Here is a 12,133-nt window from a genome sequence, read left to right as displayed (position 1 = left end):
CAGCCGCCGCTCCTCCCCTGGTCCGACGAATGGCCCGACTGGTCCGACGAAGCTCCCCCCGGGGATCAGTTCTGGTGGGACTGGTAGTGCGCGACCGCGTCGGAGGTGCGGCCGGCGCCGTAGACCCGGAGGAACTCCGCGAGTTCGGGGTGGCTCGGGGCGAGGGTGTCCGCGGCGTCGATGATGTCGCCCGCGGCGGCCACCGAGCGCAGCAGCGACTGGATCTCGCGGACCACGCGCTTGACCGTGGGCGCCCCGGAATTGTTCGTGGACTGGGTGGTGCTGCTGAGCACGGAGCCTCCCTGCGACTTCTTGATCTCGTCCATGCGCTCGGTCGCCTCGGCGGCGCTGACGCTGCCGTCCGCGACCTGGGACGCCAGCTCCTGCAGCAGCTGCACCCGCTGGACCACCGCCGGATTGCCGATCTTCGCGCGCTGGCCGCTCATCAGCTGCGAGAGCATCGGAGCGGACAGGCCCAGGACCGCCGCGAGACGTGCCTGGTTCAGCCCGAGATCGTCGATGAGCTTACGGAAGAGCGCCCCCAACGGCTCCCCGTACCAGTTCCGCTGCAGCTCCCGCGCTCTGGCGGTGGCTTCCTGCTGTGCGGCGTCCATTGCGTCTCCCCATCGCTTCCCCTGAAAAACCGCGGTTCGCTGTAGCGAACCACGTCGAGCATCTTACGGAGAGTGGTCATCCGCGGGGACCCCCAATCTTTTTGCGGGATACGGGGGGTGACCCGGTACTCTGGTCTGCGGCACCCGCCGGAACGGGATTCCTCCGGCCGGGCGCTCCTTCTCGGGGCCTTAGCTCAGTTGGTAGAGCGCCGTCTTTGCATGGCGGATGTCAGGGGTTCGACTCCCCTAGGCTCCACCGAGAAAGACCCCTCTGACCTGCGGAAACGCGGTTGGAGGGGTCTTTTTGCCGTTTCCGTGGCCGGCCGGGGCCGTCCGCGGGCGGTCTACGACTGCTGGAACGTGCGGCGGTAGATGTTCGGCGGGACGCCGACGTGGCGTTTGAAGAGGGTCCGCAGGTTCGCCGGGGTGCCCAGTCCCGACGCGCGCGCCACGGCCTCCAGGGGGTCGCCGGACGCTTCGAGCAGTTCGCGCGCGCGGTCGATGCGGGCGTTGATCAGCCACTGGAGCGGCGGCAGTCCGGTCTCGTCGTGGAAGCGGCGGACGAGGGTGCGGCGGGACATGCAGGCCTTGCGTGCCAGCTGGTCGACGGTCAGCGGCTCGGCGAGGTGGCTGAGCGCCCAGGCGAGCAGTTCGTCGAGCGCGCCGGTCCGCCGGGGCGGGGTGGGCCGGTCGATGTACGGTGCCTGGCCGCCGATGCGATGCGGTGCCGCGACGAGTTCCCGGGCCCGCTGGTTGGCCGCCGCGGCCCCGAGGTCGGTGCGGATGATGTGCAGGCACAGGTCGATCCCGGCGGCCGCGCCCGCCGAGGTGAGGACCTTGCCCTCGTCGACGTAGAGGATGTCCGGCTCGACCGTCACCGCCGGGTGGGCGTGGGCGAGTGCGGTGGCCTGCTGCCAGTGGGTGGTGGCGCGTCGGCCGTCGAGCAGTCCCGCGGCGGCGAGCACGAAGGCACCCGTGCAGATGGAGACCGTGCGGGTGCCGCGAGCGGCGGCCGCGGCGAGGGCGGCGCACACGGCCCGCGAGGTCGTGCCCGGCCGCTTCTGGCCGGGCACGACGATCGTGTCGGCGTGGGCGAGTTCGCCGAGGCCGTGCTCGACGAGCAGCGCGGGGCCGCCCTCGACCGGCACCGGTCCCGGTGCCTCGGCGCACACCGTCACCGTGTACGGCCCGCTCTCCCAGTTGCCGAACACGTGGAGCGGGATGCCGAAGTCCAGCGCCAGGACACCGGGCAGTGCCAGCACCGCCACCCGGTGCGGTCGCGCGGTCACGGGCATGTCACTTCCTGTCGGTGTCTGGCTTCCGCGTGCTGCCGGCCGGCGCTCAGCGGGCCGGTGTCTCCAGCAGGGTGATGACGCCGGAGAACAGGCACAGGTCGTTCTGCACCAGGGAGACGATCGCGCGGGTCGTCTTCCGGCCGGGCGGGTCCAGGAGGCTGGCGTGGACCCAGCACGGTGCGTCGAACTCGCAGTAGCGGGCGAACACGGCGTCCATGCCGATGGCCGTCACGGGCTGCGGGTACGCCACGGCCTGCGCCGCCTGGCGTGCGGCCTCCAGGAGGAGCATGCCCGGAACGTGGTCGACGGGGTGGTCGAACAGCACGGGGTGCCGGAGGTCGACCCGCAACCGGCTGCGTCCCGGGACGTCGGTGGCGGAGAGGACCACGTCGTCCGGGCGGTCGCGTCCGACCCGGAGGTGGGCCATCGGGGGTGACGCGGGGACCGCGCGGCCGGTGGACCAGGCGATGTCGGCGTAGGGCCCGCGCACGCGCTCGTAGAGGGCCGGTGCGTGGTTGGCGAACTGGGTCTGGGCGGTCCCCACCGGTACGCCGTCCCGCACGATGTCGACCCGCATGCTCGCGGAGGCGAGCCGGCCGGCACGGCGTACGACGTCCTGGCAGGCGATGGTGAGGTCGACGGTCGTCTCGCCCTCGTCCTCGCCGACGGCCAGGGCCTCGGGGGTGAGGGAGTAGCTCAGGCTGCTCCACGACTGGCGGTGGCCGAACGGCACGCCGTAGGCGGCGTGGCTGAGCAGGGGAACGGTCTGGCGGACGGTCTCGGCGAAGAGGAGCGGGTCGTGCAGGCCGTGTCGGGAGCCGTAGAAGCGGTGTCCCTTCGGCCAGTTGGCCATGACGCGGTACGTGTCGGGTGCCGTCTCCCGCCACTCCGTGAGCAGGACCTCCGAGGCGTCCGCTTTGTGGACGTAGTCACTGGTGACCGGAAGGCCGACCCCGACATCTGGCACGAGCTGACCGGTACTGGACATGCGAGCTCCCCCTAGCATTGACCAACTCTGGCCTTGCGAGAGGCCAGGATCATATAAACATAAAGATCACTCTGTTTCTGTATGGTCAGGCATGAGCAAAGAGATCTTCAACAGGTTGCCAACAGGATGAGCGCCGCCCCAGCGGGAGGGCGGCCTCTTCTGTGGGCATACGGGGCAGATGTGGGTCAATCATGTAAAGCGTTCATCAAGCTGTAGCGTGGTGAACATTCTTTTTTGGGGAGTCGACATGAGACAGCTGAAGCAGCAGCGAGCCGTGGAGACCCGAGAGGCGATCCTTCTTGCCGCGGCGGCCGTCTTCGACGAGTGCGGCTACGCCGGGGCGAGCATCCACCGCATCCTCGAGCGGTCCGGCGCGACCTCCGGCGCCCTCTACTTCCACTTCCGCTCCAAGGAAGGCCTCGCCCGCGCCGTCATGCAGGCCCAGCCCCGGACCATAGTCCCGCTGCTGACCTCCGAGGGGCTCCAGCGACTGGTGGACACCACCATGATCTGGTCCCATCTGCTGCAGACGGACACGCTGTTGCGCGCCGGCGTACGCCTGACCACGGAGCAGAGCGCGTTCGGCATGGAAGGTGCCGCGACCCCCTACCAGGAGTGGGCGGCCATCATGGAAGAGTGCCTGCTCGTGGCCGTGGAACGGGGCGAACTGCAGGCCGGGGTGGACCCGAAGGAGCTGGCCGAGCTCGTGGTCGAGACCTGTACGGGCATGCAGCTCTTCTCCGCCGCCGCCAGCGGGCGGGCCGACCTTCCCCAACGCGCCGTCCGCATGTGGAAGTTGCTGCTCCCCGGCGTCGCCGTCCCTGCCCTCGCGGTCCGCATCACGATCGATCCCGAGCGTGGGAAGGCGGCCGTCTATGGCAGTCTTCCGGATGCAAGTTCGACGTGACCGGGCCCCGCGCGGCGGCGGCCCGGTGATCCGCGAGATCAGGGACTGCTGCCGACGTCTGCCCAGAGCAACGATGCCCGGGCAGTTCCCTGCATGCCCACCAGGTGTGCGAGGCCGCTCGGGAGTCCCGGACGGCGGGCACCGTACTTCTGGGAGGGGAACATGGGACGGGAACTCGAAAGACTGAGACTGGCCGCGCTCAACATCGACGGGGTGCTGCTGAACGACACCTTCAGCCCGGTCATCCACCACTTCATCGTCAGCCGGGGCGGGGTGTACACGGCCGAGACGGAGCGCGCCATCTTCTCCCAGCCCCAGCACATCGCGGGGCAGCGCATGGCGGAGGCCGTGGGCGGCACCCTGTCGGGCGAGGAGGCGCTGGCCGCCTACTTCGAGGAGCGCGACCGCTATGTCGCCGGCCATCCTGTCGTGGTGGCCGACGGCGCGGTCGAACTGCTGCGGCTCCTGCGCCGGCTGGGACTGCGCACGGTCTGCTACGGCGGACTGCCGAAGGCTCACTTCGACCGGTTCCTCGGGGAGCACGCCGAACTCTTCGACGGGCCGGGGTACGTGTGCACCAACGACTTCCGGCCCGGGGTCCACGAGATCACCACGGAAGTCTTCGACCTGAAGTCCGACCAGGCGGTGTTCGTGGACGACGTGGCCCGGGTCGCCGAAGCCGCCAAGTCCCTCGGTACTCCCTTCATCGGCCTCCCCAGCCCCTTCGAGCACGGATTCCAGCGTCAGCTGATGAGGGAGGCCGGCGTGCGCCACATCGTCGACCGCCTCGACCGGATCGACGAGGACCTGCTGCGCCTGGTCGACGGCCAGGCCGCGGCCGGCGACGTGTGGGGGGAGTGACCGTGCTGGACGGGCGAGTCGCCATGATCACCGGGGCCTCCAGCGGCATCGGGGCAGCCGCGGCCAGGCTGTTCGCCGCCGAAGGCGCCTCGGTCGTGCTCATGGCCCGGCGCGCGGAGCCGCTCCGGGCGCTGGCCGAGGAGATACGCGGCCTCGGCGGCCGGGCCCTGGCCGTACCCGGCGACGTGGCGCGGGCCGGGGACGTGGCGCACGCGGTCGAGCGCGCGGTCGACACCTTCGGCCACCTGGACACCGCCTTCAACAACGCCGGCTTCGCCACCGCGGGCCTGCCGCTCCACGAGATCGACGACGCGACGTACGAGCAGACCATCGACGTCAATCTGCGCGGTGTGTGGAACTGTCTCCGGCATCAGATACCGGCCATGCTCGCCTCCGGCCGGGGCGGGGCCGTGGTCAACACCTCCAGTGTCGCCGGCACCGCGGCTACCGGCGCCTCCGCGGCGTACGTGGCCGCCAAGCACGCGGTCATCGGCCTGACCAGGGCCGCCGCCGCGGACTACGGCGCACGGGGCATCCGGGTCAACGCCCTGGTGGTGGGCGCCACCCGCACCGAGATGATGGAGCAAGTCCTCAAGCAGCTGCCCGAGTTGGAGGAGACGTTCGCGGCGGCCGCGATCCAGAAGCGCATGGCCGACCCCGTGGAAGTGGCGCGGACCGCCGCCTGGCTCTGCAGTGACCAGGCCTCCTTCATCACCGGGGCGGCAGTGCCGGTCGACGGGGGTGCGACCGCCACCCACTGATCGCGCGCCTGCCCGTGCGGCGAAAAAAGAGAACACTCTCTTTGTAACGGGGCCGTTTCGGAGTACTTTTCCGTATCGGGGCGGCCGCACGGGCCCGGCCGCCCGTCGGTCCGGCCGTCGGGCAGGACCCCAGGAGGGAGTGCGGCGGTGCAGGGCAGGGCGGCGCGTACCCGGGAGGAACTCATCCGGGGTGCTGCGGTGTGCATGGACGCACAGGGCTACCGGGGGGCCACCCTCACGGCCATCTCCAAGCTGTGCAACGTCTCCATAGGCGCGCTGACCTTCCATTTCCCGGACAAGACCAGCCTGGCCGCAGCGGTGGTCCAGGCCGGCGCCGCGGCCGTCCGCGAGGCCGTGGAGGCGGCGTCGGAGGAGGACGACTCCCCCCTGCGGGCGGTGGGCGCCCTGCTGCGCACCCTCGCGCGGCTGCTCGAGGAGGACGTCGTCGTCCGGGCGACCGCCCTGCTGGCGCGCGAACGAGCGGACATCGCCGACGACTGGCACGAGGCGTGGATGCCGCGCCTTGCCGAACTGGCCGAACAGGCCGACGCGCGCGGCGAACTCGACGCCGGCGGCGGGCCGCAGCTGGTGGTGGCCCTGGCGGGCTGGCTGCTGGTGGCGGCCGAGGCGTACCCGCGCACACGGCCGGGACGCCGCGCCGGCATCGGCGCCGAACTCGCCCGTGTGTGGCCGCTGATCGAGCGCGGGGTCGCCGGGCGCGCGGTGTAGGCCCTGTCCTTCGGATTCCTTCGGATCATCCCGGCGTCGCGGGGTTTGGCGCGCACATCTGCGGCGTTGTCGTCGGTCGCCGACTCCCCCACGCTCGGCTGCGCTCGCGGCGGCGCTGCCGCCGGCCCGTGTCGCCAGCCTCCCTGTGGGGGGCCCGTGGCGGATGTGGATGGCCAAAACAAAACGAGTATTCTATATTTTTCCCACGTCGTGTCCTGGCACAACCAGGGCGCATGAGACGGGGGAGCTGTATGCACACCGTGGTCCAGCCGAAGCCCGCACGCCCACAGCACACCAGCCGTGGCCCCAGACGGATCCCGAGAGACCACCACAGAAGCGCGGAGCTGCGACGGCACCGGGAGGAGCTCCTGGAGACGCTCCTGTCCGCCCTCAGCCGACGGGACCAGCGGGTGCGCGGTGAGCTCTATCTGCGGGGCCTGCTGCTCGCGGACGGCCGCAAGTCGGTCCGTAACCTCGCCTACTCGCTCGGCCGGCCGGACGAGGAACAGCGGCTCCACCACTTCATCTGCGGTTCGACCTGGGACTGGACGCCCATGCGCGCCGCGCACGCCGGCTTCCTCGACCGGCTGTGCCCGCCGCAGGCATGGGTGCTGCACGCCGTGACCATTCCGAAGGACGGCGAGCACACGGTGGGCGTGGACCGGTTCCTCGATCACCAGGCCCGCCGGTACGTGAACGGCCAGCGGGCCTTCGGCGCGTGGTACGCCTCCACGGCCTTCAGCGCGCCCGTCAACTGGAAGCTGTTCATGCCACGGCACTGGATCGACGACGCGGCGCTGCGCGGGCGTGCCGACATCCCGCCCGCCGTCGCCTACGAGTCGATGGAGCGGTGCGCGGCGGACGCGGTGCTGGAGGCGGCACGGGACCGGTCCGGCCCGCCGCGGCCCGTACTCATGGATCTGCGGGCGGACGCCGAGTGGCAGTCCGCCCGGCGCCTCACCGCCGCGGGGCTGCCCATGGTGGCCAGGATCGCCGAGACCACCTGGTTCGTCGCGGACGACCCCACGCTGCCCCGGTCCGGCACGCGGCCCCTGCCGGCCGCGAGCATCCTGGACTCGGTCAAGTCCGCACGGCGCGCGGTCGACTGGGCCGACCCGGGCGGCTCGGGCAGCGTGCACACGTCGTGGGTGGCCGCCGTCCGGGTCCGGATGGCCGAGGCCGCCCGACTCGGCCACGACCGGCCTCTCGTACTCCTCGGCGAGTGGCGCCCCGGGCAGGAGACCCCCGCGGAGGTATGGGTGTCCGACCTCGTGGACACCGCTCCGGCGGACCTGCTGAAGCTGACCAAGCTGACCCGCAAGGTGGCACTCGACTGGAGCCTCGGTGCCGACCGGACGGGTGCCCGGGACTTCGTGGGGCGGTCGTTCTGCGGCTGGCACCGGCACATGACCCTCGCGTCCGCCGCGCACAGCCTGCGCCTGCTGGGGCTGCAAGAGGGCCGCTGAGGGCCGCGACCGGGTGCGGTTGCGGTAGGCACGGTGCTGACGGAACCGCGTCAGGCGACGCCTTCCCGCGCCGGCTGACACGGCCGGACCGGGCCTTCGCCGTCCCGTGCCGCGGCGCACTCGCCCAGCGGGATCTCCGGGGACTCGGGTGCGCCGGGCAGGACGGTCCAGCGGTGCAGCCGCGCGTGCTGGTCGAGCCGGGGGTCGCCCGCGACGGCGACGGGCGCGCCCACCGCGTTCAGCAGCGGCAGGTCGGACAGATGATCCCCGTAGGCGGAGCAGTCGGCGAGGCTCACCCCGTGGACCGAGGCCGCCAGCCGCGCCGCGTCGGCCTTCGCCGCGCCGATCATCGGCGTTCCCAGCAGCTCCCCGGTGTAGCGGCCGTCGGCGATCTCGGGCGCGGTGGCCCAGACATCGGTCACGCCGAGGTGCTCGGCGATCGGCCGGAGCACGGCGGGGAAGGACCCGGAGACGAAGACGACGGTGTCGCCCCGGGAGCGGTGCCGGTTCAGGGCGTCGACGGCACTGGGGTTGAGGAAGCCGCCCTGGGACAGCTCCCTCTCGAACCAGGCCCGGCCCAGGTCGGACACGGCCGTCGAGTCGGCGCCGCGGAAGTTGGTGAAGTAGGCGCGGTTCGTCGCCTCGCGGGGCACACCCACGGCCGTCATGGCCTTCAGCCGCTGCCGGCACTGCTCGTACACGTCGGGGCGCTGTCCCTGCGCCGCGAGGTAGTAGCGCAGGAAGCGGAAGAGCGTGGTGCCCGTGGTGAGGGTTCCGTCCACGTCGAAGAACGCGAGGCGTCGGGGGCTCATGGTCTCTCCTGTCAGGCGTAGGGCCTCCGCTCGACGCCGACGGCCGCGGCGTCGAGCGGAGGCACCGATCCGGTCAGCCCTGGACGCCCTTGGACTTCAGGAGCTCGGCGGTGGCGGCGATGGTTCCGGCCTCCTGGAGCTCGTGGTCCTCCACATCGACGTCGAAGCGGCGGGAGAGCGCCACGGCGAGCTCCACCAGGACGAGGGAGTCGAACTCGAGGCTCTCGAAGTCGGTGTCCACGTCGGTGTTCTCCGGCACCTCGTAGTCGGAGCGCAGGATGTCGATCAGGACGTCGGCCAGCGGCAGGGTCGAGGTGTTCATGTTCGGGTTCGCCTTTCGATTCTGAGCAGCTGCGTGAAGGGGGTGGGGCCGGGTCGGTCAGACGGGGACGATGTCCGGCCAGGTGAGGGCGGCGGCGCCCCAGGTGAGACCTCCGCCGAAGGCGGTGAGCAGGACACGGGCGCCCGGCGTGAGGGAGCCCTTGGCGGCGGCGTCGGCGAGGGCGAGCGGAATCGAGGCCGCGGAGGTGTTGCCGACCCTGTCGAGGTTGATGACCGCTCGCTCCGCGGGGATGCCGAGTCCGCGGGCCACGGAGTTGAGGATCCGCACGTTGGCCTGGTGGCCCACGAGCCAGTCGACCTGGTCGGCCGTCCAGCCCAGCCGGTCGAGCACGGTCTGCGAGGACTCGGTCATGCGGTTGACGGCCTGGGTGAAGACCTGCTTGCCCTGCATGGTGAAGTAGCGGTCGTCGGCGTCGGGTGCCGACGTGGTGGCGCGCTGGCGCGAGCCGCCGCCCGGGATGGTGATCAGGTCGCGTCCGGTGCCGTCGGAGCCCAGATCGATGTCGAGCACCAGGCCGTCCTCGGTGTCGTCCGACGCCGCGGAGAGCACGACCGCTCCCGCGCCGTCACCGAAGATGACATTGGTGGTGCGGTCGGCGGGGTTGAGGATGGTGGAGTAGGTCTCGGCCCCGATGACCAGGGCCCGCCGCGCCTGACCGGCGGTGATGTGTGCCGAGGCGGCCGCGAGCGCGTAGAGGAAGCCCGAGCACACCGCCGCGATGTCGTAGGCCGCTATGGGGCCGAGGCCGAGGCGGGCGGCCACGTCGGGGCAGGTGGCGGGGCACGGGTTGTCGGGTGTGGTGGTGGCCAGTACGACGATGTCGACGGCGCCGGGTTCGGCCTCCAGGCCGGCCGACTTCAGGGCCCGGTGACCGGCTTCCACGGCGAGATCGCCGGTGGCGACGCCGGGGCCGGCCCAGTGCCGGCTGCGGATGCCGGTCCGGGTGGTGATCCATTCGTCGGTGGTGTCGAGGCGTTCGCAGAGGGCTTCGTTGGTGATGCGCTGCGGGGGCAGATAGCTGCCCAGGCCGACCAGCGCGACGGGTGTGGTGGGCACGGTGATCGCTTTCTGGCGGATGGCAGCGGGACTCAGGGCAGCAGGTGGACGACGTTGCACGTCAGCTGGGTGCTGCCGAGGGCGGCGGTGAGACGCGCGGTGCGCCAGGTGCCCTCGGAGGTGGGGAGCTGGGCGGTACGGTCCAGCGTCACGCGGAAGCGGCCGCCGGGCTCGGCCTCGGCCTCGGTGCTCGGCGTGAACCTGGTGCTGCGCATCCACAGCGTGTTGGATTCCGCACGGGTCAGCCCGTCGAGTTCGTAGAGCAGCACCTGCCCGAGCTGGAGCGCGGAGACGAACAGGTCGATCGCGGTGGGGCCGTACTCCTCGGTCGTTTCCCGGCCGGGAGTGTCGACGAGGGTGAGCCGGGCGTGCGCCGTGCCGGCGGACACGTCCGCCACCACGTCCTCCAGGTACTGGCTGCGGTCGTGGTGCGAGACGCCGAACGCCGTGGAGTTCCACGGTCCGTCGAGCTCCTCGGCCGTGGCGTAGGAGCCGGGCGCGCGGACGGCGTCGTCCGCTGCCGGGTGCTCGGCCTCGACCTGCAGACTCATGGAGCCGATCGTGCAGTCCATGGTGGTGAGGGACAGACCGGGGGCGTCCGGGGAAGCCGTGGTCGAGCGGTGCCGGGCCGTCACACCGAAGCGGGCGAGGCCCTCTTCGTCGGGCTGGGAACCGGCCTTGATGCGTACGTCGCGGACACGGAAGTGCGCGTCGGCCGCCAGCCGGTGGGTGTGAGCGGCGTAGAAACCGGTGAGCCGGGCCGCGAGGAGCATCCCGTCGAGGGTCGACAGGTGCGGCCGCTGGAGGGCCTCGCCCTTGCGCGACCAGGTTTCGGGCAGATGGATGCCGGCGGTGGCGTGCACCTCGCCCGGCGTCGCACCGGTGCCGGGGGCGACGGTGATGTCGTCCAGCGAGTAGGTGACCCTCTTGAAACCCTCTCCGAAGAACCGGGTGTGCCGATCTCCCAGAACGTCGTCCACGCTCGCGAGCCGAAGCTCTTGTACAAGGCCGTTGGCCTGCATGTGCGGAATCCTCCCCCATCAGGATTTGGTGGCTTTCGCCCGCCCCGGCGCGCTGCGCCGGGGCGGACAGAAGGGGCGTACGGCCCTCACTCGTGGCGAGGGCGAGCGTCCCCGTGTACGGCGCTCAGTGGGCGCCGAGCTGTGCCTGCACCTGGAAGACACCCTTGTGGAAGTACAGCCGCGCCTCGGCGATGAGGCCCTCGTCGTTGAGCCGGAAGACCGAGATGCCGGACCAGTTCACGGGGTTGCCGTCCTTGGTCACCACCGCGCCGCGCCAGGAGACGGCGGTCTCGCCGCCGGTGGTGTAGGCCTCGATCGGGGTGATGCCGATGAACCGGTCGAACAGCGGGATCACGTTGCGCAGCTTGGTGAGGATCGCCTCACGGCCACGGATCGGCTCGGTGCCGACCGGGTCGTAGAAGAGGGCGTCCTCGGCGAAGCCCGCGCCCCACAGCTCGGCGTCCGCCGCCAGCGAGCCTTCGTAGAACTGGTGGACAGCCTTGGGCATGGCGGGGAATGACATGTGCTTCTCTTTCTTCTTGTTCTTCTTGTTCTTCGTGGAACCGGAGCGATCCGGGATCGGCCGGGAAAGGGCCCGCGTCAGGCGGTGAACGCCTCGTGGATCGCGTAGCTGTCCTCGTACATGTGGTAGCGGACGATGCGGCCGTCGGTGACGGTGAAGTGCAGCGCGTACCGGTTGGTGAACTTCTTCTTCGTGGCGATCACTTCGAAGACGCAGTTGGCGATGACCACGGCGTCCTCGCCCTGCGTGACGCGGGTGGTGATCTCGAACGACTCGGGGCCGCTGAGGAGTTGCGGGAAGAGGCCGAAGAACTCGCCGATCTCGTCCTTGGTGGACCGGGAGCCGGCCCAGGGGACGTTCGGGGAGCCGCCGACGTGGAAGTCGACGGTGTCGGCGAACTGGCCCAGCAGGGCCTGGCCGTCCCCGGCGCCGAAGGCGGCGAAGAAGGCGTCGACGGTCTCGTCGGTGGTGCGCGTGGCAGCGGTGGTCACGGTGGTTCCAACTCTCCTGTGGGGGTGGGTTTCCGGCGGGTCGGGGTCAGGCGGTGGTGTTGAGGGCTTCGCGGCCGGCGAGGACGATGGCGGTGTGGTGGGCGACGCGTTCGCCGAGGTGTTCGGCGGTGGCGATGTCGGCCTTGGAGACGTCCTGCGGGGGGAGGTCTGCGGGGGTGCTGGCGGCGGCGCCGTTGAAGTAGCCGAGGCGGTTGAGGTCGTTCTCGGATTCGGTGGTGGTGTGCCAGCCGGGGTGGAGGCCGAG

General features: G+C 71.1%; 14 protein-coding genes, 1 tRNA gene and 1 pseudogene. 6 read left to right on the top strand and 10 right to left on the bottom strand.

The genetic code is table 11. The features are described 5' to 3' along the window. Positions 1-65 precede the first annotated feature (65 nt). Entirely contained in the window at positions 66-614 is a 549-nt protein-coding gene (locus ABZ937_RS25885; protein WP_361695696.1) for a DNA-binding protein, read from the bottom strand. A 183-nt stretch (positions 615-797) separates the two neighbouring features. Between ABZ937_RS25885 and ABZ937_RS25880 the strand changes: the two genes are divergently transcribed. Beyond that, positions 798-870, top strand: a tRNA-Ala gene (locus ABZ937_RS25880). Positions 871-958: 88 nt separating this feature from the next. Here the strand turns inward: ABZ937_RS25880 and ABZ937_RS25875 are convergent. Both ABZ937_RS25875 and ABZ937_RS25870 read right to left on the bottom strand, forming a co-directional pair. Next, the gene (locus tag ABZ937_RS25875) at positions 959-1,909 is read right to left on the bottom strand and encodes a helix-turn-helix domain-containing protein (RefSeq protein WP_361695695.1); all 951 of its coding nucleotides are present in this window, start codon (positions 1,907-1,909) and stop codon (positions 959-961) included. Positions 1,910-1,955: 46 nt separating this feature from the next. Next, positions 1,956-2,897: a ScbA/BarX family gamma-butyrolactone biosynthesis protein gene (locus ABZ937_RS25870; RefSeq protein ID WP_361695694.1), complete on the bottom strand. Its 942-nt coding sequence runs from the start codon at positions 2,895-2,897 to the stop codon at positions 1,956-1,958. A gap of 247 nt (positions 2,898-3,144) precedes the next feature. Between ABZ937_RS25870 and ABZ937_RS25865 the strand changes: the two genes are divergently transcribed. The 5 genes from ABZ937_RS25865 (at position 3,145) to ABZ937_RS25845 (ending at position 7,621) form a co-directional block, all read left to right on the top strand. Next, positions 3,145-3,804 (top strand): ScbR family autoregulator-binding transcription factor, encoded by a 660-nt coding sequence (locus tag ABZ937_RS25865; RefSeq protein WP_361695693.1) that lies wholly within the window; start codon positions 3,145-3,147, stop codon positions 3,802-3,804. 162 nt (positions 3,805-3,966) lie between these two features. Further along, on the top strand, positions 3,967-4,665 hold the full coding sequence (locus ABZ937_RS25860) for an HAD family phosphatase (RefSeq protein WP_361695692.1): 699 nt from the start codon (positions 3,967-3,969) through the stop codon (positions 4,663-4,665). Positions 4,666-4,667: 2 nt separating this feature from the next. Further along, entirely contained in the window at positions 4,668-5,426 is a 759-nt protein-coding gene (locus ABZ937_RS25855; protein WP_361695691.1) for a glucose 1-dehydrogenase, read from the top strand. Positions 5,427-5,573: 147 nt separating this feature from the next. Then, the gene (locus ABZ937_RS25850; protein WP_361695690.1) at positions 5,574-6,155 is read left to right on the top strand and encodes a TetR/AcrR family transcriptional regulator; all 582 of its coding nucleotides are present in this window, start codon (positions 5,574-5,576) and stop codon (positions 6,153-6,155) included. 251 nt (positions 6,156-6,406) lie between these two features. Continuing rightward, positions 6,407-7,621 (top strand): transposase, encoded by a 1,215-nt coding sequence (locus tag ABZ937_RS25845; protein ID WP_361695689.1) that lies wholly within the window; start codon positions 6,407-6,409, stop codon positions 7,619-7,621. Positions 7,622-7,671: 50 nt separating this feature from the next. Here the strand turns inward: ABZ937_RS25845 and ABZ937_RS25840 are convergent, their stop codons facing one another. The 7 genes and pseudogenes from ABZ937_RS25840 to ABZ937_RS25810 all read right to left on the bottom strand — a co-directional run. Next, positions 7,672-8,433 carry an HAD-IB family hydrolase gene (locus tag ABZ937_RS25840; RefSeq protein ID WP_361695688.1) on the bottom strand — a complete coding sequence of 254 codons (762 nt, stop codon included), beginning with the start codon at positions 8,431-8,433 and terminating at the stop codon, positions 7,672-7,674. Positions 8,434-8,506: 73 nt separating this feature from the next. Continuing rightward, complete coding sequence (locus tag ABZ937_RS25835; RefSeq protein WP_361695687.1) at positions 8,507-8,755, bottom strand: acyl carrier protein; 249 nt, start codon at positions 8,753-8,755, stop codon at positions 8,507-8,509. Between the two features lie 57 nt (positions 8,756-8,812). Beyond that, positions 8,813-9,832: a beta-ketoacyl-ACP synthase III gene (locus ABZ937_RS25830; RefSeq protein WP_361695686.1), complete on the bottom strand. Its 1,020-nt coding sequence runs from the start codon at positions 9,830-9,832 to the stop codon at positions 8,813-8,815. 32 nt (positions 9,833-9,864) lie between these two features. Next, on the bottom strand, positions 9,865-10,812 hold the full coding sequence (locus ABZ937_RS25825) for an AvrD family protein (RefSeq protein WP_361695685.1): 948 nt from the start codon (positions 10,810-10,812) through the stop codon (positions 9,865-9,867). A gap of 166 nt (positions 10,813-10,978) precedes the next feature. After that, positions 10,979-11,377, bottom strand: coding sequence for a nuclear transport factor 2 family protein (locus ABZ937_RS25820; protein ID WP_361695684.1), 399 nt, complete (start codon positions 11,375-11,377; stop codon positions 10,979-10,981). A 77-nt stretch (positions 11,378-11,454) separates the two neighbouring features. Next, complete coding sequence (locus tag ABZ937_RS25815; protein WP_361695683.1) at positions 11,455-11,868, bottom strand: nuclear transport factor 2 family protein; 414 nt, start codon at positions 11,866-11,868, stop codon at positions 11,455-11,457. A gap of 46 nt (positions 11,869-11,914) precedes the next feature. Beyond that, positions 11,915-12,133, bottom strand: a pseudogene (locus ABZ937_RS25810) (NADPH-dependent FMN reductase); the annotation flags it as partial.

It is taken from the genome of Streptomyces sp. NPDC046727, assembly GCF_040645635.1.
Lineage (GTDB): Bacteria > Actinomycetota > Actinomycetes > Streptomycetales > Streptomycetaceae > Streptomyces.
This window is presented reverse-complemented; position numbering and strand designations above follow the sequence as displayed.

Bases quoted from the DNA above. Each gene is read 5' to 3' on its own strand.
- ABZ937_RS25875 (WP_361695695.1), bottom strand. From the start codon at position 1,909: ATGCCCGTGACCGCGCGACCGCACCGGGTGGCGGTGCTGGCACTGCCC.
- ABZ937_RS25885 (WP_361695696.1), bottom strand. From the start codon at position 614: ATGGACGCCGCACAGCAGGAAGCCACCGCCAGAGCGCGGGAGCTGCAG.
- ABZ937_RS25845 (WP_361695689.1), top strand. From the start codon at position 6,407: ATGCACACCGTGGTCCAGCCGAAGCCCGCACGCCCACAGCACACCAGC.
- ABZ937_RS25840 (WP_361695688.1), bottom strand. From the start codon at position 8,433: ATGAGCCCCCGACGCCTCGCGTTCTTCGACGTGGACGGAACCCTCACC.
- ABZ937_RS25865 (WP_361695693.1), top strand. From the start codon at position 3,145: ATGAGACAGCTGAAGCAGCAGCGAGCCGTGGAGACCCGAGAGGCGATC.
- ABZ937_RS25860 (WP_361695692.1), top strand. From the start codon at position 3,967: ATGGGACGGGAACTCGAAAGACTGAGACTGGCCGCGCTCAACATCGAC.
- ABZ937_RS25820 (WP_361695684.1), bottom strand. From the start codon at position 11,377: ATGTCATTCCCCGCCATGCCCAAGGCTGTCCACCAGTTCTACGAAGGC.
- ABZ937_RS25870 (WP_361695694.1), bottom strand. From the start codon at position 2,897: ATGTCCAGTACCGGTCAGCTCGTGCCAGATGTCGGGGTCGGCCTTCCG.
- ABZ937_RS25835 (WP_361695687.1), bottom strand. From the start codon at position 8,755: ATGAACACCTCGACCCTGCCGCTGGCCGACGTCCTGATCGACATCCTG.